Genomic DNA, 19,424 nt, shown 5'->3' on the forward strand with positions numbered 1-19,424 from the left:
CTAAGAGCTTTTCGTCTCAACCGAGGCGCGCATTCTACGCTTTCCTCATTGTCTGTCAAGCGTTTATTTTGAAGTTCTTTCCGAGAAACTCGTTTAGCTTCAACCGCTTAACTCGCTACGATCTCTCGTAGCGGGAGGCGAATGATACAGCGTTACAACCTGCTGTCAACCACCTTTTTTTCACCGCTGCCGATCCTGAGACCGAAACGCTTCCGGAGCTTTAGATTCGCTTAACTCGTTGAATTTCAAGGAGTTTTGCGTTCCGTTGTCGCTGGAAGTGGGGCGCATTATAAGGGGATCTGAAACCCCGTCAACCTTTAATTTCATGAAACTGAAATAAAGAGGTAACACCAAGCCCGCAACGCCCCTGCTCGCACAAGAGATAACCTTCCCTTGCACATCCCACCGCAAATTGCGCACTATATTGCTCACCCCGCCGTACAACCATGGACCCTCCCCCTACAATGAACACCCCCCAACGCAGCCTGGCCGCCACCCTGTTCCCCATCGGCCTGCTGCTGATCGCCATGGCTTCCATCCAGTCCGGCGCCTCGCTGGCCAAAAGCATGTTCCCTGTCGTAGGCGCACAAGGCACCACTACCCTGCGCCTGATCTTCGCCAGCATCATCATGCTGTTGCTGCTGCGCCCCTGGCGAGCACGATTGGACGCCAGCACTCTGCGCAGCGTGATCATCTATGGCATGGCCTTGGGCGGAATGAATTTCCTCTTCTATATGTCACTGCGCAGCGTGCCCTTGGGGATCGCCGTGGCGCTCGAATTCACCGGCCCTCTGGCCGTAGCACTATGGGCCTCGCGCCGGGCGCTGGACTTTGTCTGGATTGGCCTGGCGGTAGTTGGCCTGCTGTTGCTGATCCCCGTCGGCCAGTCCGGCGCCAGCATCGACCTGCTGGGTGCCGGCTATGCACTGGGGGCAGGCGTATGTTGGGCGCTCTACATTCTATATGGCCAGCGCGCGGGCGCCGAAAACGGCATCCAGACTGCCGCACTGGGGGTGGTGATCGCCGCGCTGTTCGTTGCCCCCATCGGCATCGTCCATGCCGGCAGCGCACTGCTCACACCGGCTCTGCTACCTGTGGCACTGGGCGTCGCGATCCTCTCGACAGCGCTCCCCTACAGCCTGGAAATGGTCGCCCTGACCCGCATGCCCGCACGCACATTCGGCACCCTGATGAGCATTGAGCCGGCATTCGGCGCCCTTTCAGGCTTGCTGTTCCTTGGCGAGAAACTCACCACCTGGCAATGGCTGGCCATCCTCGCCATCATCACCGCATCGGTCGGCGCAACACTGTCGATGAGACGCGAAACAGCACCTGCCGTGGCCGCCGACTGATTTGAGAAATATTTGCATTTAAAACATGCCTGGCCTTGTACCGCTCCCGTCTGCTGATTAAGCTGTCACAAAATCATAATCAAGACGCTATCTACTTGGCTGCAAAAGGACGCAGGGGAATCTCAGGGAAGACTCGAAGCGCTGACGACAGGCCCAGGTATGTAACCGGGCCCGCATAAGGACAGGAATGAAACGTATTTTTCTCATCCTGGCCATCTTGGCCATTGCTGGATGTGCCGCGACTGCCAAGACCGAGGTGAAGCGGGGGAAAAAGGGCATGCACATCAACTGCTCGGGGCTCTCTTCGTCGTGGGACAAGTGCTACAGCAAAGCCGCTAGCGCCTGTAGCAGCAAAGGCTACAAAGTCATCGCCCGCTCTGGCGACAGCGATGAAGAGCCCGGCGACTATATCTTCGGCATCAACCCCGCCGGCTATACCAGCCGCAGCATGATCGTGATCTGCAAGTAGATATGAAAAGGGCAGCCTCCGGGCTGCCCTTTTCGTTGCTGTCAGATCGGTGCCGTGCGCCGCTTCAGCCACTCCAGCGCATCACCCTGGAGCAGCGGCGATAGCCGCTCCCGCACGGTCTCGTGATAGCGATCGAGCCAGGCGATATCCTCGCTGCTCAGCCCTTCGCGCAACAGGCAGCGAGTATCGATCGGGCACAGGGTCAAGGTTTCGAATTCGAGGAAATCGCCGAACGCACTGCTGCCAGCCTCGCGATTGACCACCAGGTTCTCGATCCGCACCCCCCACTGCCCCGGTCGATAAGTGCCAGGCTCGATCGAGCTGATCATCCCCGGCTGCATCGCCGTCTGTGGCGTGGCCGCCGCTTGGTAGGCAATCACCTGCGGCCCTTCGTGCACATTCATGAAGTAGCCCACACCATGGCCGGTGCCATGCCCGTAATCGACCTGGTCGGCCCAGATCGGCGCCCGCGCGATGGCGTCGAGCAAAGGTGAAAGAATGCCGCGCGGGAACTTCGCCCGTGACAGCGCGATCATGCCCTTGAGCACCCGCGTGCAATCGGCCTTCTGCTCATGGTTGGGCTCACCGATGGGCACCATGCGCGTGATGTCGGTGGTACCCCCCAGGTACTGGCCACCGGAATCGATCAACAGCAGGCCATTCCCTTCAACAATCGCATGCGACTGATGAGTGGCATGGTAATGGGGCATTGCCCCATTGGCGTTATAGGCCGCAATGGTCGAGAAGCTCAAGGATACGAAGCCAGGCCGCCGGGCACGCGCCTCGCTCAGTTTCTCGTCGATGGTCAGTTCGGTAATCTGCTGCTGCCCCTGATGGGCTTCGAACCAGGCAAAGAACTCGCACAGCGCCGCGCCGTCCTGCTCCATGGCCTTGCGGATGTGAACCAGGTCGCCCTCCCCCTTGCGCGACTTGCTCAAGGTTGTGGGGTTGATGGATTCCACCAGCCTGACTTGGCTCGCAAGATGGTCAAGCAAGCCGCGAGTGACCCGCGCCGGGTCCACCATCAAGCTGCTTTCAACGGGGATTGCCGCCAGCGCACTGCCCACTTCGGTGTAATCGCGCACTTCGATTTGGTCGGCCTTCAGTACCTGGCTCAGATGGTCATCGACCTTGTCCTTGCCTACGAACAGGTAGGCTTTGTCCTGACCGATCAATGCAAATGAGACAAACACCGGGTTGTAAGAGACATCGCTGCCGCGCAGGTTGAAAAGCCAGGCAATGTCATCGAGCGTGGCAATGAAATGCCAGTCGGCGCCCTTGTCCTTCAGCGTGCTACGCAACTCGGCAAGCTTTTGCGCACGATTGACCGTGGCGTGCGGCGCCAGGTGCTGATATACCGGATTAGCCGGCAAGGGCGGCCGATCAGTCCAGACCTGCTCAAACAGGTCAAGATCGGTACGCAGGCTCACGCCGCGGGCCTGCAAGCGCTCGTTCAATTGACGCGCCGAAGCCAAAGCCATCACCGCGCCGTCCACGGCAACCGTGCCCTGAACATGCTCGCCCAACCACTCAAGCGCCCCCGGCTGCCCGGGCCGTAGCTTCATCAGTTCGATACCGCTACCCGCCAGCTCTTTATCCGCCTGCTCCCAATAGCGGCTGTCAGCCCACACCCCGGCGAAGTCCGCGGTCACCACCAGGGTGCCCACCGAACCGTGGAAGCCGGACAACCACTGCCGCCCCTGCCAATGGCCCGGCAGGTATTCGGACAAATGCGGGTCGGCGGAAGGTACCAACAGGGCATCGACCCCCTCGCGGGCCATGACCTGACGCACTCGGGCCAGACGCGCCGGTACGGTTTCCTGAAGGGGGGACTGACTGTTCATGCGCACTCCTGCGGACACATCTCGACTGATCCAGGCCGTCGATAATGGAACAGGCGGTCACTGCCCGCAATCTTCACGACCGGAACAGGGCCAGGATTGCCCCATGCGCCGTGCAAACCGCCGATCATTCCCGCTGAACTTTGCCCCCCTGAAGCCTTCACAGCCCATACATACTTCAGTGCACGCGAGGCCCCCATGCCCCATTCCCGCGAGCCGAAAACCGCTGTCGCACTGCTCGACACCCGCGAGCACACTTCCGACCACGAACACGCCGTCCAGCTCAAGCTGGCCGACTGCCTCGCACAGCTAATGAACCTGCCGCGAGCCCAACTCGGCCAGTCACCAACCGCCGATGCCCACTACTATTACCTGGCCACCGACACCCTGATCGACCCGGCACGCTACGCACCACTGGGCATCCACAGCGAACGCGACCTGTACGGCGGCTTGGTCAGCCACCCCTACATGGCCACGAAGGCCATCTCCCATCCCCTGCCCGCTGGGGCAAGCTTCCCGCCGGGCTGGACGGATGCGTTCGCCCGGGCTGCCAGTAACGCCTTGCTGCGGGGCTACACCGTGTTCAGCAAGGACGACGCGCGCCGTGCCGCCGCCCTGCTTCTTGCCGAAGGCCGAATTCGCATCAAGCCAGTGCTAGCCTGCGCCGGTCGTGGCCAGGAGGTCATCACCCGGCTCGAAGCACTGGAAACACTGCTGCAGCCGATGGACGACCAACAGCTCGCCGTATGGGGCCTGGTGCTGGAAGAAGACCTGAGCGACGTCGAAACCTTCAGCGTCGGCCAGGTTCGTGTGGCCGGGCTCACCCTGAGCTACCACGGCACCCAGCAGCTCACCCACGACCACGCCGGCACCGAGGTGTACGGCGGCTCCGACCTGCACGTAGTGCGCGGCGACTACCAACAACTGCTGCAGTTGCCGCTGGAAGATCATCTGCGCCTGGCCATCAACCAGGCCATGGCTTACGAGCAGGCTGCCGAACGCCACTTCCCTGGCTTCATCGCCTCGCGACGCAACTACGACATCGCCCGCGGCAGCGACCCGCACGGCCACCTGCGCAGCGGCGTGCTGGAGCAATCGTGGCGCCCCGGCGGGGCCAGCAGCGCCGAGATCCTCGCGTTGCTGGCCTTCGCCGACGACCCGGCCCTGCAGCAAGTGCGCGCATCGACCCACGAAGTGTTCGGCGAAGCCCAACTCCCGGCCGACGCCACCCTCTTCTATCAAGGGCATGACAGTGAACTGGGACAACTCAGCAAATATGCACGGATCCGCGACCATGACCATCGAAAGTGAAAGCATCGAGCTGGCCGTCGAAGGTGAATGCATTGCCGGCACCCTGGTCAGCCCCGGCAGCAAGATGCCGGGCATCCTCTTCGTCCACGGCTGGGGCGGCAGCCAGCAGCGCGACCTGGCGCGGGCCCGACAGATTACCGGGCTGGGTTGCGTGTGCATGACCTTCGACCTGCGCGGCCACGAGAAGACGCAAAGCCAGCGCCTGACCGTCACCCGCGAGCAGAACCTCGCCGACCTGCTGGCCGCCTACGACCGCCTCGCCAACCACCGCGCCGTCGACCCCGCGGCCATGGCCGTCATCGGCAGCAGTTATGGCGGTTACCTGGCCACCCTGCTCACCCGCCGCCGAGCGGTGAAATGGTTGGCGCTAAGGGTGCCGGCACTGTACTGGGACGATGAATGGAACAGCCCTAAGCAGGCACTCGACCGTCAACGCCTCAACGCCTATCGCCTGCGCGCTTTGAGCCCGGCCGACAACAGCGCCCTCGCCGCCTGCGCGGAATTCGCCGGCGACGTGCTGCTGGTGGAGTCCGAACAGGACGACTATGTACCGCACAGCACCCTGATGAGCTACCGCTCGGCGTTCGTCAGCGCACATTCGCTGACCCACCGCACCGTCGACGGCGCCGATCACGCGCTATCGAGCGAAGAGAGCCAGAAAGCCTACAGCGCGATGCTGAGCGCATGGGTCAGCGAGATGGTCATCGGCGCGCGCCTGGACCGCTACCCACATTACGCGCCCTGGTACGCCTGAGCCTCGCCGACCTGGCAGTGCAGGCCGCCATCCGCGCCCCGCACAAGGCTACGCAAGGCCTGGTAGGCCGCGAAGTTGACGCCGCGGGCCTGGTGCTGGCGCAACAGCTCGAGGAACGGCTCCTCGACGAAGCTGCTGGCGGCCGCCGCCCATGCAGCCCGCGACTGCCATTGCAGGTATTGGAGCACCCGACAGCCGTCATCACTGGCCTGGATGCTGACGCCCTGCAAACCTTCACAGCGCTGCGCCAATTGCTCGCTGCGCGCGACCAGGGCCTGGGCCAGCGCCTGCTGATGCCCGGGCGGGACATCGTATTCGATCATCTGGGTGAACCACAGGGAATGGGCATTTAGCACCATGGACTGTCTCCTTGCTTGGGCCACTAGCAGCCTATTGGCGCGCAGGTTAAAACCTCCAGTTAACTCAAGGTCAAGGACTTTCTCCTTGAAGGCGCCCTCCCCCCGAAACGGTGTGCCACCGCGCAATCGGCAGGATCGCGCTGCCCCTCACTCACTGCCAACCGCGAACCGCCGTCGGTAGTCACTGGGGGTCATGCCGGTGAGGCGCTGGAACACCTTGCGAAAGGCGCCGGGGTCCTGATAGCCGACGCCCCAGGCGATCTGGTCGACGCTGCGCCGGGTGAACTCCAGCAGCCGGCAGGCGCGGCCAACCCGCACTTGCTGGGCATACTCGGTGGGACGCAGACCGGTGGCGGCACGAAAGCGCCGCAGGAAAGTGCGCGGTTCAAGCCCGGCACAGCGGGCCATGTCGGCCAGGCCGGCGACGCGAGCCTGCTCACCCTGCAGCCAATGCTGCACCCGCAGCACCGCCTCGTCGCCATGTTCCAGCCGCGGGGTGAACAGCGCCCCCGGCACAGGCGCCGGTGCCGGCTCCACCGCCAGGTAGCGTGCGGTCTCACGGGCCAGGGTGTGGCCAAGGAAGCGCTCGATCAGGTGCAGCCCCAGGTCGGTCCAGGCCATCAGGCCAGCGGACGTGACGATATCGCCATCGTCCAGCAGTGGCTGGCTGGTCGCCACACGCACTTTGGGGAAGCGCTCGCTCAGGGCCTGGGCGTAGTTCCAGTGGGTGCAGGCCGAACGCCCGTCGAGCAGGCCGCTGCCCGCTATCAGGAACACCCCGATGCACACCGAAGCCAGCACAGTCCCCTGGCCATGCAAGTCGCAAAGTGCCGGGCGATGAGCGGCCAGCAGTTCGCCGGAGGGCGTGGCAGCCAGGCTGGGGGGAATCAACATCGCCCGTGGCGCATGGCCGGCCTGCGGCAGGCTGTCGTGAATGACCTGCAGTTGCCCAGCGGCATCGAGCTGCCAGTGGCTGACACGCAGCAGCGGCAACTTGTGCTCACCCAGTTCGGCCGCCACCCGGTTGGCCACCGTGAACAGGTCGGTCAAACCATGCACCGCCGCACTCTGTGCACCCGGGTACAGCAGCACGCCAATTTCCAGGCTGTCAGTTTTTGCCGTCATTGTGTCGCTCGCGCCAATCCTCGATCCGATCGTTCAAGCCTATAACTATCAGCAGTTCATCACTACTGCCGCAGGAGGCACCATGAGCAAGCAGGCACTGATCATCATCGACATCCAGAATGACTACTTCCCCGGCGGCAAATGGACCCTCGACGGCGCCGATGCTGCCGCCGACAACGCCGCCCGGCTGCTCGACGCTGCGCGTAAACGGGGCGACCTGGTGGTCCACGTGCGTCACGAGTTCGAGAGCAGCGACGCACCCTTCTTCACCCCAGGCTCGGCCGGTGCACGGATTCACCACAAGGTCGAACCTGCCAACAACGAGGCCGTGGTGCTCAAGCACAAGGTCAACAGCTTCCGCGACACCAACCTGAAGGCGCTGCTCGACCAGCACGATGTCAAGGCGCTGACCATCGTCGGCAGCATGAGCCATATGTGTGTCGATGCGGCCACCCGGGCGGCCGCAGACTACGGCTATGACGTCAGCGTGGCCCATGACGCCTGCGCCACCCTGCCACTGGCCTTCGACGGCAAACAGGTGCCAGCCGCCGAGGTGCACGCCTCGGTGATGGCCGCACTGGCCTTCGCCTACGCCAAGGTGGTCAGCACCGACGAACTGCTCAAGGGTTGACCGCTCAGATCACCACGTTGCGCACGAAGCGCACGGCCATCTGGCCATCATTGCGATAGGCATAGCGGCAATTGCTGGGGAACACATGGAACTGGCCGGTCATCAGGTGGTGCTCGACGCCTTCGATGACCAGCGTCAGTTGCCCTTCGGCGACGTAGATCTGTTCGCTCCAACCCGCCGCGTCGGCCTCGCTGGCGTAGCACTCGCCGGGCGCCAGGGTCCACTCCCACAGCTCTGCCTCGCGCCGGGCCGGGCTGCTGCCCAGTAGCACCGCCCGGCTACCGGGGTGTTCACCGGCCCAGGCAAGCTCGTCGATGCGGCTTGGGTCACGTTGGTCGGGCGCCTGGATCAGCGTGCTGAAAGCCACACCCAACGCCTCGGCAATCAGGTCGAGGGTGGTCAGGCTGACATTCTTCTCGCCCGCCTCGATGGCCACCAGCATTCGCCGGCTGACCCCGGAACGCTCGGCCAGGGCCGCCTGGCTGAGGCCGGCATCGCCACGCAGGCGGCGAACATTCTGGCTGACATGCTGCAACACCGAGGCACGGTGTTCGATTTCTTTGTGCACTATATTGCTCACTAACAGGGGTTGCGCAGTATACTGCCCACTTTGCGGCGGATTGTGCGCCGCCCCTGCCGAGCACGCAAGTCCATGAGCCAAGCCACCCACAGCAAGCCCGCCGTCACCTTCCGCCTGAGCAAGGCCGAGCTGGTGCTGGTATTCATCACCATGCTCTGGGGTGGCACCTTCCTGATCGTGCACACCGTCATGAGCGTCAGCGGGCCGATGTTCTTCGTCGGCCTGCGCTTCGCCGCCGCCGCGTTGTTCGTCGGCCTGGTGTCGGCGCGTTCGCTGCCCGGGCTGACCTTCACCGAACTCAAGGCCGGCATGCTCATCGGCGTGTCGATCATGCTCGGCTACGGCTTGCAGACCATGGGCCTGCAGACCATCAGCAGCAGCCAGTCGGCGTTCATCACTGCGCTGTACGTGCCCTTCGTGCCCCTGCTGCAATGGCTGGTACTGGGGCGCCGCCCCGGGCTGATGCCAAGCCTGGGCATCTGCCTGGCCTTCGCCGGCCTGATGCTGCTGGCCGGCCCCGAAGGCGGCAGCCTGCACTTCAGCGAAGGTGAGCTGGTGACGCTGGTCAGCGCCGTGGCGATTGCCGGCGAGATCATCCTGATCAGCCGTTATGCCGGCAAGGTCGATGTGCGCCGGGTCACCGTGGTGCAACTGGCGACTGCCTCGGCGCTGGCGTTCCTGATGATCGTGCCGACCCAGGAGCCGCTCCCCGACTTCTCCTGGTTGCTGCTGGTCAGCGCCGTAGGCCTGGGTGCCATGAGCGCGGTGATCCAGGTGGCGATGAACTGGGCGCAGCAGTCGGTTTCGCCCACCCGCGCCACCTTGATCTATGCCGGCGAGCCGGTGTGGGCCGGCGTTGTCGGGCGCATTGCCGGCGAGCGCCTGCCGGGGGTAGCCCTGATCGGCGGGCTGCTGATCGTGCTGGCGGTGGTGGTGAGCGAGCTGAAGATCCGTCGCAGCGACGAGGCCGCCGCATTGCAGGACGAAGACGAACGTCAACGTGAAGCCGGGCTGTGAGGCGGCCAACACCCGCTATGCTTTGTAAAAAACTGTTATAAAAAAACAGCTTGTCACAGCACATTTGTAGGATCCTGCAACCGCTTGCGTGTTGGTGATACACACCCCGGCACGTATGATCCTTGGCAAACTTCTCAGAACAGAACGCTATGTCATTGATTGTGCTATTGCTTCTGCCCTTCGTTGGCAGTTGCCTGGCGGCTGTCCTGCCGCACAACGCACGCAACGCAGAGTCCATTCTCGCCGGGCTCGTCGCCCTGGTCGGCACCGTCCAGGTGGCGTTGCTGTACCCCCAGATCGCCGACGGCGGCGTCATTCGCGAGGAACTGCTGTGGTTGCCCAGCCTGGGCATGAACCTGGTGCTGCGCATGGACGGCTTCGCCTGGCTGTTCAGCTTGCTGGTGCTGGGCATCGGCACCCTGGTGTCGCTCTACGCGCGCTACTACATGTCGCCCCAGGACCCGGTGCCGCGCTTCTTCGCCTTCTTCCTGGCGTTCATGGGCGCCATGCTCGGCCTGGTGATTTCCGGCAACCTGATCCAGCTGGTGTTCTTCTGGGAACTCACCAGCCTGTTCTCCTTCCTGCTGATCGGCTACTGGCACCACCGCGCCGACGCCCGCCGCGGCGCCTACATGGCGCTGATGGTCACCGGTGCCGGCGGCTTGTGCCTGCTGGTCGGGGCCCTGCTGCTCGGCCATGTGGTCGGCAGCTACGACCTGGACAAGGTCCTGGCTGCCGGCGACACCATCCGCCAGCATGCGCTGTACCCGGTGCTGCTGCCCCTGATCCTGATCGGCGCCCTGAGCAAGAGCGCGCAATTTCCCTTCCAGTTCTGGCTGCCCCACGCCATGGCGGCACCCACCCCGGTCTCGGCTTACCTGCACTCGGCGACCATGGTCAAGGCCGGGGTGTTCCTGCTGGCCCGGCTATGGCCGGTGCTGTCGGGCAGCGAGGAATGGTTCTGGATCGTCGGCGGTGCCGGCGCCGCCACCCTGTTGCTCGGCGCCTTCGCCGCGATGTTCCAGAACGACCTCAAGGGCCTGCTGGCCTACTCGACCATTAGCCACCTGGGCCTGATCACCCTGCTGCTGGGCCTGAACAGCCCACTGGCCGCCGTGGCCGCGGTGTTCCACATTCTCAACCACGCCACCTTCAAAGCCTCGCTGTTCATGGCCGCCGGGATCATCGACCACGAAAGCGGCACCCGTGACATCCGCCGCTTGAGCGGCCTGTTCCGCCTGGTGCCGTTCACCGCCACCCTGGCCATGGTCGCCAGCGCCTCGATGGCCGGCGTGCCGTTGATGAACGGCTTCCTGTCCAAGGAAATGTTCTTCGCCGAGACCGTGTTCATCAGTTCCACCGCCTGGGTCGAGGCCGCCCTGCCGGTGATCGCCACCCTGGCCGGTACCTTCAGCGTGGCCTATGCGCTGCGCTTCACCGTCGACGTGTTCTTCGGCCCTAAGGCAGAGGACTTGCCGCACACGCCCCACGAGCCACCGCGCTGGATGCGTGCACCGGTCGAGCTGCTGGTACTCACGTGCCTTGTGGTCGGCATTTTCCCGGCGCAATCGGTCGGCCCGCTGCTGGCCGCCGCCGCCCTGCCGGTGGTCGGCGGCACCCTGCCGGAATACAGCCTGGCCGTCTGGCACGGCTGGAATGCACCGCTGATGATGAGCCTGATCGCCATGTGCGGCGGCATCCTGCTTTACCTGCTGCTGCGCAAGCAGTTGCAACGCGGCCGCTTCGCCAACCCTCCGCTGATCGGGCGCGTCAACGGCAAGCGCCTGTTCGAGCAGGGCCTGGTGCACCTGATGTTGCTGGCCCGGCACATCGAGCGGTTGCTGACCACCCGCCGCCTGCAGACACAACTGTTCATGCTGGTGCTGGCGGCCTTCATCGCCGGCCTCATGCCCTTGCTGTACAACGGCCTGAGCTGGGGCGACCGGCCGAAAATCCCCGGTTCAGGGGTGTTCGTCGCGCTATGGCTGATCGCCATCGCCTGCGCCATCGGCGCCGCCTACCAAGCCAAGTACCACCGCCTCGCGGCGCTGATCATGGTCAGTGTCTGCGGCCTGATGACCTGTATCACCTTCGTCTGGTTCTCCGCCCCCGACCTTGCACTCACCCAGCTGGCGGTCGAAGTGGTGACCACCGTCCTGCTGCTGCTCGGCCTGCGCTGGCTGCCCCGGCGTATCGAAGGCGTATCGCCACTGCCTGGTAGCCAGGACCGCGCACGCTTGCGCCGCTTGCGCGACCTGGTGCTGGCGGTGCTGGTCGGTGGCGGCATGGCGCTGTTGTCGTACGCCATGCTCACCCGCCCCACGCCCAACGACATCTCCTCGTTCTACCTCAGCCGGGCCCTGCCGCAAGGCGGTGGCACCAATGTGGTCAACGTGATGCTGGTGGACTTCCGCGGCTTCGACACCCTCGGCGAGGTCACCGTGCTGGTGGCCGTGGCACTCACCGTGTTCGCCCTGCTGCGCCGCTTCCGCCCGCCCAAGGAGAGCATGCAGCTGCCTGCCCAGCAGCGCCAGCTGGCGCCGGACGTGGTCACCGACCTGGTCAACCCGCGCCACGCCACCGACACCGCGCTGGGCTTCATGATGGTGCCCGCCGCCCTGGTGCGTCTGCTGCTGCCGATCGCCCTGCTGGTGTCGATGTACCTGTTCATGCGTGGCCACAACCAGCCAGGCGGCGGTTTTGTCGCCGGCCTGGTCATGTCCGTGGCGTTCATCCTGCAGTACATGGTCGCCGGCACCCAGTGGGTCGAGGCGCAGATGAGCCTGCGTCCGCTGCGCTGGATGGGCACCGGCCTGCTGTGCGCCACCCTCACCGGGGCTGGCGCCATCGGCCTGGGCTACCCGTTCCTGACCACCCACACCGCCCACCTGCACCTGCCGCTGCTGGGTGACGTGCACGTGGCCAGCGCGTTGTTCTTCGACATCGGCGTATTCACCGTGGTGGTCGGCTCGACACTGCTCATCCTCACCGCGCTGGCGCACCAGTCGGTGCGTGCCTATCGCCCGGGCAATCCCGGCAAAACCAGCCAAGCAGGAGCCGCCTGATGGAAGAAGTCATTGCAGTCGCCATCGGCGTGCTGGCCGCCTCGGGGGTGTGGTTGATCCTGCGCCCGCGTACCTACCAGGTGATCATGGGCCTGTGCCTGCTGTCCTACGGGGTCAACCTGTTCATCTTCAGCATGGGCAGCCTGTTCATCGGCAAAGAGCCGATCATCAAGGACGGCGTCACCCAGGACCTGCTGCACTACACCGACCCACTGCCCCAGGCGCTGGTGCTCACCGCCATCGTCATCAGCTTCGCCATGACCGCACTGTTCCTCGTGGTACTGCTGGCCTCGCGTGGCCTGACCGGCACCGACCATGTGGACGGTCGGGAGCGTGACGAATGAGTGGGATGAACCAACTGATCATCGCGCCGATCCTGCTGCCGCTGGTGACCGCGGCGCTGATGCTGCTGATCGGCGAGAAACACCGCTGGCTGAAGGCGCGGCTGAACCTGCTGTCGACCTTCACTGGCCTTGCCATCGCCGTCAGCCTGCTGATGTGGGTGCGCACCCAGGGCCAGGCCGAGTCCATCGGCGTGTACCTGCCGGGCAACTGGCCGGCGCCGTTCGGCATCGCCCTGGTGGTGGACCACCTGTCGGCGCTGCTGCTGGTATTGACCGGTATCGTCGGCAGTTGCGCGCTGTTGTTCGCCCGGGCCCGCTGGGACAGCGCCGGGGCCAGCTTCCACGCCCTGTTCCAGATCCAGCTGATGGGCCTGTACGGCGCCTTCCTCACCGCCGACCTGTTCAACCTGTTCGTGTTCTTCGAGGTGCTGCTGGCGGCCTCCTACGGCCTGCTGCTGCATGGCTCGGGCCGTGCGCGGGTGCGGGCCGGGCTGCATTACATCGCCATCAACCTGTTCGCTTCGTCACTGTTCCTGGTTGGCGCCGCCATGCTTTATGGCGTCACCGGCACCCTGAACATGGCCGACCTGGCGCTGAAGGTGCCGCTGGTGCCGGAAGCTGACCGCGGCCTGCTGCATGCAGGCGCTGCAATTCTCGCCATGGCCTTCCTGGCCAAGGCCGGGATCTGGCCGTTGAACTTCTGGCTGGTACCGGCCTACTCCTCGGCCAGCGCCCCCGTGGCGGCGCTGTTCGCGATCATGACCAAGGTCGGGCTGTATGCCGTGCTGCGCCTGTGGAGCCTGCTGTTCTCCGGGCAGGCCGGCGCCTCGGCGAACTTCGGCGGCGAGTGGCTGGTGTATGGCGGCCTGGCGACGCTGGCAGTCGCCGCAGTGTCCATCCTTGCCGCCCAGCGCCTGGAGCGTCTGGCGGCGCTGAGCATCCTGGTGTCGGCCGGCACACTGATGGCCGCCATCGGCTTCGGTCAACCGGTACTGACCGGCGCCGCGCTGTTCTACCTGGTCAGCTCCACCCTGGCCCTGTGCACGCTGTTCCTGCTGGCCGAACTGGTCGAGCGTTCGCGTTCGGCCAACGAGGCGCCGCTGGACGATGAGGAAGATGCGATGCCATCGCCGCTGGAGTCGTTGCACCCACCCAAGGGCATCAACCTGGACGACGAACAGAAGGCGGTGATCGGCCAGATCATCCCCTGGACCATGGCCTTCCTCGGCCTGTGCTTCATCGCCTGCGCCCTGCTGATCATCGGCATGCCGCCGCTGTCGGGGTTCATCGGCAAACTCAACCTGATCAGCGCGCTGTTCAACCCGCAAGGGCTGGGTGTCGCACCGGGGCAGCCGTTGGGCATCGCCGGCTGGACCCTGGTCACCCTGCTGATTCTGTCCGGCATGGCTTCGCTGATCGCCTTCGGCCGGGTTGGCATCCAGCGTTTCTGGAAGCCCGAGGAGCGCCAGTCACCCTTGCTGCGCCGCTATGAATGCCTGCCCATCGTCATCCTGCTGGGCCTGAGCATTTTCCTCAGCGTCAAGGCCGAGCCGCTGCTGCGCTACACCCAAGACACCGCAGCCAGCCTGCAGGCACCCGACGCCTATATCCAGGCCGTCATGGCCACCCGGCCAGTGCCTGGCCCGACCACCCTGAATGCGCAGGTGCAGCCATGAACCGCCTGTTCCCCGCACCGCTGCTGTCGCTATCGCTGTTCGTCCTATGGCTGCTGCTGAACCTGTCGATCAGCCCGGGCAACCTGCTGCTGGCCGCCGCGCTGGGCATCCTTGCGCCGATCCTGATGGCGCCCCTGCGCCCGCAGCATGCCCACATCCGCCGGCCACTGGTGGTCGCCCGGCTGATCGGCCGGGTGGGCATCGATGTGATCGTCTCCAACCTGCTGGTAGCCCGTGGCGTGCTGCGTGCCGGCAGCACCCCACCACGCTCGGCCTTCGTCCACATCCCGCTGGCGCTGCGCGATGCCCATGGCCTGGCGGCGCTGTCGATGATCACCACCGTGGTGCCGGGCACGGTCTGGTCGGAACTGGCCCTGGACCGCAGCGTGCTGCTGCTGCACGTGTTCGACCTGGACGACGAAGCGGCGTTCATCGAGCACTTCAAGCACACCTACGAACGCCCGCTGATGGAGATTTTCGAATGAGCGGCCTGCTTGCCAACGCCGTCCTCGCTAGCCTGTTCATCTTTGCCTTGGCCATGGGCCTGGCACTGATCCGCCTGTTCCGCGGCCCTTCCGCCCAGGATCGGGTGCTGGCGCTGGACTACCTGTACATCCTGGCCATGCTGATGATGTTGGTGCTGGGCATCCGCTACGCCAGCGACACCTACTTCGAAGGCGCCCTGCTGATCGCCCTGTTCGGCTTCGTCGGCTCCTTCGCCCTGGCCAAATTCCTGCTGCGAGGCGAGGTGATCGAATGAGCGAAACCCTGGTATTGCCGTTCTGGCTGGAGCTGACGGTTTCGGCGCTGCTGCTGGTCGGCAGCCTGTTCGCCCTGATCGGCGCGATCGGCCTGGTGCGGCTGAAGGATTACTTCCAGCGCATGCACCCGCCGGCGCTGGCCTCGACCATCGGTGCCTGGTGCGTGGCGCTGGCGTCGATCCTGTACTTCTCAGAGCTCAAGCAGAGCCCGGTGCTGCATGCCTGGCTGATTCCGATCCTGCTGTCGATCACCGTGCCGGTCACCACCCTGCTGCTGGCCCGGGCGGCGCTGTTTCGCAAGCGCACCTCGGGCGAGGATGTTCCGGAAGAGGTCAGCAGCGGGCGCGACCGGGGCAACTGAAACTATCGCGGGCTCAGCCGCCCGCCAGGCGCTGCAGCTCACGCCGCACCATCGCCGCATAGGGCGGTGGGCTGAGCCGGTAGAGCTCGCCGGCCACCCAGGCCAGCCAGGCGCCCTGCAGCGCTTCACGGCGCGCCAGCAATTGCTCGGCCTGGGCAATGGCCTGGGCCTGGTGACGGCGGTGGAAGTCGGCACGCGAGCCTGGCGCCGCCAGGTCACTCATTCGCTGGCCTTGAAGGTGGTCAGCTCGCCCTTGCGCCATTTGGCGACCTTGCCGGTCACTGCCTTGAGCAGCTTGCCCAGGCCTTCCTGAACCTGTTGCTCTGCGGCGAACACCAACATCACGCCCTGCCCCTCGCGAAACACGATGCCCTCGCCCTCGGGCACACGGACAAAGGCATAGTCGCCTTGCCCGTAGACATTCAACTTGATCTCGCGAAAACGCAGTTCCAGCTTGCCGCCTTCACGGCTGGGCAGCACCGCCGCGCGGAAGTGGTCGCCCACTTTCAGCTCCAGGCGCTGTTTGTCGTCGACCACCAAGGCACCCTCGGGGTCAATCTCGGCCATGTACAGGCCTTCAGGGTTTTGCTCGGTAACGTAGATGAACCGCCCGTTGAACAACTTGACCAGCTTGGCGCGCAAATCGCCCAGGGCAAACAACGCATGGGTATCCAGAGTACTGACTGCCAATGAAGAGCTCCTCACATCAATTACTACAGGCCATCACCCAGCCGCGGTATCGCGCCAGGTGCCAGCCTTTTCAAGTCAACGTCCACAGGACTTCGCAATCACGCCACGGAGTATCCCCGCGAGACAAACCGAGCGATAACCGGGAAATGCTTCACTCAACTATCGTTCGGGCGCGCGGGGTAGGCTTCGGCGTGATTCCATAAAGGGAACCGTAATGTCCGACATCAAAACTGCCAGAAAAGATGCGACAGCCAGCAACAGGTCCCTCAAATAACAGGCCTGGCCTTCGGTCGCGCATTACAGGAGAACGAATATGCCCGAAAACACTGAAATCCGTCGAGAGGCGCAACACATTTCCTTCAAGTTCGCCCCTCCAAACCAAGCGCGCTTCATCGTCGTGCCTGCCGGAGTCGCATTCTTTCATATCACCGAAAGCACCACAGGCAGGGTCAGGGGCTTTCGCCAACGCCACCAGGACGCCTGCGAACTGGCCCGCCAGCTGGAAGGTTGACGCCCTCAGGCCACCTCGCCCCGCGCCAACTGCGCCAACCAGGCGGCCCGGCACTCCAGCGCTTCGCCGCGGCTGGCAAAGGCGGTGCCACGCCGTTCGCCGTTGACCAGCACCACCCAGCACGCCCGCTTGCCCAATGCCTGCAAAGAGGCTGGAACACCCGTGCCAATCATCACTGCCACATCGACTTGGCTATTCATCATTCCCTCCGGAATTTAATTAGCAACCTAACGATATGGCCATGATACGTGCTGCACGCTTCAGGAAAAAGCCCAGGCAGGTAGAGCTGTATTGCACCTGAGGCAACAAATCGGCTCAATCAAGCCCGGGTTCGGGGCGGTAGCCCAGGCGCAGGCCACCCCAGTGGCGCCCCTTGACGTAGATCGGCACCGACAGGTCATGCATCAGCTCACCGGTATCGCGGGTGTAGGTTTGCAGCAAGACCCGCTGCTGATGGCTGCCGCAGCGGATGCCGGTGCGGTCGTCGAAGGTACGCTTGCTGCGGTTATGCGCCGTATCCTGTACCGGGTCGCCGGTCAGTGGCCGATTGAAGGCGTTGTTGTGGGTCGGCACATAGCCCTGCTGGGTACAGGCGATGGCATAGACCAACCCCTCATGCTGCAGCAGCGGCTCCTGGATCTGCGGCAACACCGTGTCGGTGTAGTGGTCGAAGCGCGTGGTGAAACGTGGCGGCTGCATGCCGGCAATCGGCCGGTACTGGCGGTCGAACAAATCCTCCAGCGCCACCCGCCCCTGCTCGATATCGGCCTCGAAACGTTCGGCAATATGCCGTGCCCCGCCCTGCGCCAGCTCGAACACCCGTTGGTGATAGGCGTCCAGCCCGACCTCGGCCAGGCGCTCGCTGAGGTGCTCGACCTGCCCTTCCATCTGCACCGCGGCCTGGGCCAGGCGCCGTGTTTGCTGGTCGCTCACCGCCAGGTCGCTGCGCACCTGTGCCACCGCCTGGAACAGGGTGTCAAGCTGGGTGCGATTGGTCTGCGTGCCCGCGGCAATTGCGCCGACCTGCCCTTCAACGCTGGCGGCCAGGCAGGCGATCTGCGCCAGTTGCCCGCCGGTCTGCTCCACCTGCGCCACGCCACTGCCCAGGTCATCGGCCAACGCGCGGATCTGCGTGACCACCTGGGCGGTGCGTTCCTGGATATCGGCCACCATCTGCCCCACCTCCTGGGTGGCGGTGGCGGTACGCCCGGCCAGGCCGCGCACTTCATCGGCGACCACGGCGAAGCCGCGGCCATGCTCACCCGCCCGCGCCGCCTCGATGGCGGCGTTGAGCGCCAACAGGTTGGTCTGGCTGGCAATGGCCTGGATCACCAGGGTCACCCGGGCAATGTCCTCGCTGCGCAGGTGCAGCGCCTCGATCAGCTCACGGCTGGCGGTGGCGCGCTGGCTCAGGTCGTGCATGCACTGGATCGACTCGGCCAACACCGCACTGCCGGCGACACTGCTGCCATGGGCCGAGCGTGCGGCTTCCAGGGCCTGATGGCTGAGCTGGGCACTGGCCTGTTCAATGGCGATCATGATCTCGGCGCTGCCGACGATCTCCTCGGCGGCGCCCAACTGCGACTGCACCCGCGCAGCCAGCTGCTGCACCGAGTACGCCACCGCCGCGGCCGACAGCGCATTGTGGCTGGTGCCCCGGGCCAGTTGAGCAATCAGGTCATTGTCCTGCGCAGCCGCCGCCACCTGCGTCGTTACCGGTGCGCGCCGCAGATGAGGCAGCCACAGCACCAGCAGGGCCGACGGCAGGGCCAGGTACAGCGCCAGCCCGGCGTAAGCCTGGGCCGTCAGCAGCGCGCACAGCACGCCGCCCTGTAGCAAGGCGATGGCAACAGCCAGCCGAGTTCCTTCTCGCATCATCTTCGTGGTCCGTCCGCGTGTCGTTATTGTGACGCCATTAAACGCCACCATAACGCCACTATCCATAGTCCCTTGGATGTATGACGATCACGCTTGATGCAAGGCAAGAAAACACAAAGGCCCCAGGGATCGCTCCGTGGGGCCTCGCGCAGTGCGCCGAGTATCAGATCTGCCGCTGGTGGCGGTCGAGCTGCTCGTGACGCTCCTGGGCTTCGATGCAGTACTTGGTGGTCGGGCTGATCAGCAGGCGCTTGAGGCCGATTGGCTCGCCGCTGTCGTCGCACCAGCCGAAGCTGTCGTCACCGATACGGTCCAGGGCCATCTCCAGCTGCGGCAGCAGGCGCTGATCGCGGTCGATGGCGTTGACCAGCCAAGTGCGCTCTTCCTCGACCGAGGCCACGTCGGCTGGATCCGACGGGGTATCCAGGCCTTCGATGGCAGTGCGGTTGAGTTCGATGCGCTCATGCGTCTCGACTTTCATCGCTTGCAGCAGCTTGGTAAAGAACACCAGTTGGTCGGCATTCATGTAGTCATCGGCCGACATGGCCAGCAACTGTTCCTTGGTCATCGATTTCTCTATGAAAAAATGTGCATTTGGGCGATTCGAGTGCCGCCGATGATGGCCCATCGGCAGCGGAATTCTTCAAGCGCCAATCGGCACTCTTTTACAGGGGGCAGGAGTCTAAGGTGCCAAGCGGC

The 19,424-nt window shown here is 64.5% G+C and carries 22 protein-coding genes; 13 read left to right on the forward strand and 9 right to left on the reverse strand.

Annotated elements, in window-relative coordinates; genetic code table 11:
* Positions 1 to 464 precede the first annotated feature (464 nt).
* Together rhtA and ACQ4N9_RS14125 are read left to right on the forward strand one after the other, a co-directional pair.
* Positions 465 to 1,352: a threonine/homoserine exporter RhtA gene (gene rhtA / locus ACQ4N9_RS14120; protein ID WP_125464810.1), complete on the forward strand. Its 888-nt coding sequence runs from the start codon at positions 465 to 467 to the stop codon at positions 1,350 to 1,352.
* A gap of 187 nt (positions 1,353 to 1,539) precedes the next feature.
* On the forward strand, positions 1,540 to 1,821 hold the full coding sequence (locus tag ACQ4N9_RS14125) for a hypothetical protein (RefSeq protein WP_125464811.1): 282 nt from the start codon (positions 1,540 to 1,542) through the stop codon (positions 1,819 to 1,821).
* Positions 1,822 to 1,862: 41 nt separating this feature from the next.
* Here the strand turns inward: ACQ4N9_RS14125 and ACQ4N9_RS14130 are convergent, their stop codons facing one another.
* Positions 1,863 to 3,665 carry an aminopeptidase P family protein gene (locus tag ACQ4N9_RS14130; RefSeq protein ID WP_390969808.1) on the reverse strand — a complete coding sequence of 601 codons (1,803 nt, stop codon included), beginning with the start codon at positions 3,663 to 3,665 and terminating at the stop codon, positions 1,863 to 1,865.
* A gap of 195 nt (positions 3,666 to 3,860) precedes the next feature.
* Between ACQ4N9_RS14130 and ACQ4N9_RS14135 the strand changes: the two genes are divergently transcribed.
* Both ACQ4N9_RS14135 and ACQ4N9_RS14140 read left to right on the forward strand, forming a co-directional pair.
* Positions 3,861 to 4,973 (forward strand): DUF3182 family protein, encoded by a 1,113-nt coding sequence (locus tag ACQ4N9_RS14135; protein ID WP_390969806.1) that lies wholly within the window; start codon positions 3,861 to 3,863, stop codon positions 4,971 to 4,973.
* Positions 4,957 to 5,727, forward strand: a complete 771-nt coding sequence (locus tag ACQ4N9_RS14140; RefSeq protein ID WP_390969804.1) for an alpha/beta hydrolase family protein — start codon at positions 4,957 to 4,959, stop codon at positions 5,725 to 5,727. Before ACQ4N9_RS14135 ends, ACQ4N9_RS14140 begins: the two co-directional genes overlap by 17 nt.
* On the opposite strand, the gene ACQ4N9_RS14145 is transcribed toward ACQ4N9_RS14140, so the two are convergent.
* Both ACQ4N9_RS14145 and ACQ4N9_RS14150 read right to left on the reverse strand, forming a co-directional pair.
* Entirely contained in the window at positions 5,706 to 6,086 is a 381-nt protein-coding gene (locus ACQ4N9_RS14145; RefSeq protein WP_390969802.1) for an antibiotic biosynthesis monooxygenase, read from the reverse strand. The genes ACQ4N9_RS14140 and ACQ4N9_RS14145 overlap by 22 nt on opposite strands.
* 147 nt (positions 6,087 to 6,233) lie before the next feature.
* Entirely contained in the window at positions 6,234 to 7,211 is a 978-nt protein-coding gene (locus ACQ4N9_RS14150; protein ID WP_390969800.1) for a GlxA family transcriptional regulator, read from the reverse strand.
* A gap of 82 nt (positions 7,212 to 7,293) precedes the next feature.
* Here ACQ4N9_RS14150 and ACQ4N9_RS14155 point away from each other — a divergent pair, with 82 nt between their 5' ends.
* On the forward strand, positions 7,294 to 7,842 hold the full coding sequence (locus ACQ4N9_RS14155) for a cysteine hydrolase family protein (RefSeq protein ID WP_390969798.1): 549 nt from the start codon (positions 7,294 to 7,296) through the stop codon (positions 7,840 to 7,842).
* 4 nt (positions 7,843 to 7,846) lie between these two features.
* Here ACQ4N9_RS14155 and ACQ4N9_RS14160 read toward each other — a convergent pair whose 3' ends face one another.
* Positions 7,847 to 8,410, reverse strand: a complete 564-nt coding sequence (locus tag ACQ4N9_RS14160) for a helix-turn-helix domain-containing protein (RefSeq protein WP_390969796.1) — start codon at positions 8,408 to 8,410, stop codon at positions 7,847 to 7,849.
* A gap of 84 nt (positions 8,411 to 8,494) precedes the next feature.
* On the opposite strand from ACQ4N9_RS14160, the gene ACQ4N9_RS14165 reads away from it, so the two are divergent.
* The 7 genes from ACQ4N9_RS14165 to ACQ4N9_RS14195 all read left to right on the forward strand — a co-directional run bounded on the left by ACQ4N9_RS14165 (position 8,495) and on the right by ACQ4N9_RS14195 (position 15,646).
* A complete protein-coding gene (locus tag ACQ4N9_RS14165; RefSeq protein WP_390969794.1) occupies positions 8,495 to 9,439 on the forward strand; it encodes a DMT family transporter in 945 nt (314 codons plus the stop codon).
* 149 nt (positions 9,440 to 9,588) lie between these two features.
* Positions 9,589 to 12,504 carry a monovalent cation/H+ antiporter subunit A gene (locus ACQ4N9_RS14170; RefSeq protein WP_390969792.1) on the forward strand — a complete coding sequence of 972 codons (2,916 nt, stop codon included), beginning with the start codon at positions 9,589 to 9,591 and terminating at the stop codon, positions 12,502 to 12,504.
* Positions 12,504 to 12,848 (forward strand): Na+/H+ antiporter subunit C, encoded by a 345-nt coding sequence (locus tag ACQ4N9_RS14175; protein ID WP_003250128.1) that lies wholly within the window; start codon positions 12,504 to 12,506, stop codon positions 12,846 to 12,848. The genes ACQ4N9_RS14170 and ACQ4N9_RS14175 overlap by 1 nt, the downstream gene beginning before the upstream one ends.
* Complete coding sequence (locus ACQ4N9_RS14180; RefSeq protein ID WP_390969790.1) at positions 12,845 to 14,524, forward strand: monovalent cation/H+ antiporter subunit D; 1,680 nt, start codon at positions 12,845 to 12,847, stop codon at positions 14,522 to 14,524. The genes ACQ4N9_RS14175 and ACQ4N9_RS14180 overlap by 4 nt, the downstream gene beginning before the upstream one ends.
* Entirely contained in the window at positions 14,521 to 15,009 is a 489-nt protein-coding gene (locus ACQ4N9_RS14185) for a Na+/H+ antiporter subunit E (protein WP_347148498.1), read from the forward strand. Before ACQ4N9_RS14180 ends, ACQ4N9_RS14185 begins: the two co-directional genes overlap by 4 nt.
* Positions 15,006 to 15,284, forward strand: coding sequence for a K+/H+ antiporter subunit F (locus tag ACQ4N9_RS14190; protein ID WP_110994579.1), 279 nt, complete (start codon positions 15,006 to 15,008; stop codon positions 15,282 to 15,284). The genes ACQ4N9_RS14185 and ACQ4N9_RS14190 overlap by 4 nt, the downstream gene beginning before the upstream one ends.
* On the forward strand, positions 15,281 to 15,646 hold the full coding sequence (locus ACQ4N9_RS14195; RefSeq protein ID WP_125464823.1) for a Na+/H+ antiporter subunit G: 366 nt from the start codon (positions 15,281 to 15,283) through the stop codon (positions 15,644 to 15,646). Before ACQ4N9_RS14190 ends, ACQ4N9_RS14195 begins: the two co-directional genes overlap by 4 nt.
* Before the next feature lie 13 nt (positions 15,647 to 15,659).
* Here ACQ4N9_RS14195 and ACQ4N9_RS14200 read toward each other — a convergent pair whose 3' ends face one another.
* Together ACQ4N9_RS14200 and ACQ4N9_RS14205 are read right to left on the reverse strand one after the other, a co-directional pair.
* Positions 15,660 to 15,869, reverse strand: a complete 210-nt coding sequence (locus ACQ4N9_RS14200; RefSeq protein WP_390969787.1) for a hypothetical protein — start codon at positions 15,867 to 15,869, stop codon at positions 15,660 to 15,662.
* Positions 15,866 to 16,336, reverse strand: a complete 471-nt coding sequence (locus ACQ4N9_RS14205; protein ID WP_347148494.1) for a hypothetical protein — start codon at positions 16,334 to 16,336, stop codon at positions 15,866 to 15,868. Before ACQ4N9_RS14205 ends, ACQ4N9_RS14200 begins: the two co-directional genes overlap by 4 nt.
* A gap of 313 nt (positions 16,337 to 16,649) precedes the next feature.
* Between ACQ4N9_RS14205 and ACQ4N9_RS14210 the strand changes: the two genes are divergently transcribed.
* Entirely contained in the window at positions 16,650 to 16,847 is a 198-nt protein-coding gene (locus ACQ4N9_RS14210) for a hypothetical protein (RefSeq protein WP_390969785.1), read from the forward strand.
* A gap of 5 nt (positions 16,848 to 16,852) precedes the next feature.
* Here the strand turns inward: ACQ4N9_RS14210 and ACQ4N9_RS14215 are convergent, their stop codons facing one another.
* The 3 genes from ACQ4N9_RS14215 to ACQ4N9_RS14225 all read right to left on the reverse strand — a co-directional run bounded on the left by ACQ4N9_RS14215 (position 16,853) and on the right by ACQ4N9_RS14225 (position 19,293).
* Positions 16,853 to 17,047: a hypothetical protein gene (locus ACQ4N9_RS14215; RefSeq protein WP_390969783.1), complete on the reverse strand. Its 195-nt coding sequence runs from the start codon at positions 17,045 to 17,047 to the stop codon at positions 16,853 to 16,855.
* Positions 17,048 to 17,162: 115 nt separating this feature from the next.
* Positions 17,163 to 18,791, reverse strand: coding sequence for a methyl-accepting chemotaxis protein (locus tag ACQ4N9_RS14220; protein WP_430933096.1), 1,629 nt, complete (start codon positions 18,789 to 18,791; stop codon positions 17,163 to 17,165).
* Between the two features lie 97 nt (positions 18,792 to 18,888).
* A complete protein-coding gene (locus tag ACQ4N9_RS14225; RefSeq protein ID WP_110994572.1) occupies positions 18,889 to 19,293 on the reverse strand; it encodes a TraR/DksA family transcriptional regulator in 405 nt (134 codons plus the stop codon).
* Positions 19,294 to 19,424 lie beyond the last annotated feature (131 nt).

Source organism: Pseudomonas sp. ES1, from assembly GCF_050586605.1.
Classification (GTDB): Bacteria; Pseudomonadota; Gammaproteobacteria; order Pseudomonadales; family Pseudomonadaceae; genus Aquipseudomonas; species Aquipseudomonas sichuanensis.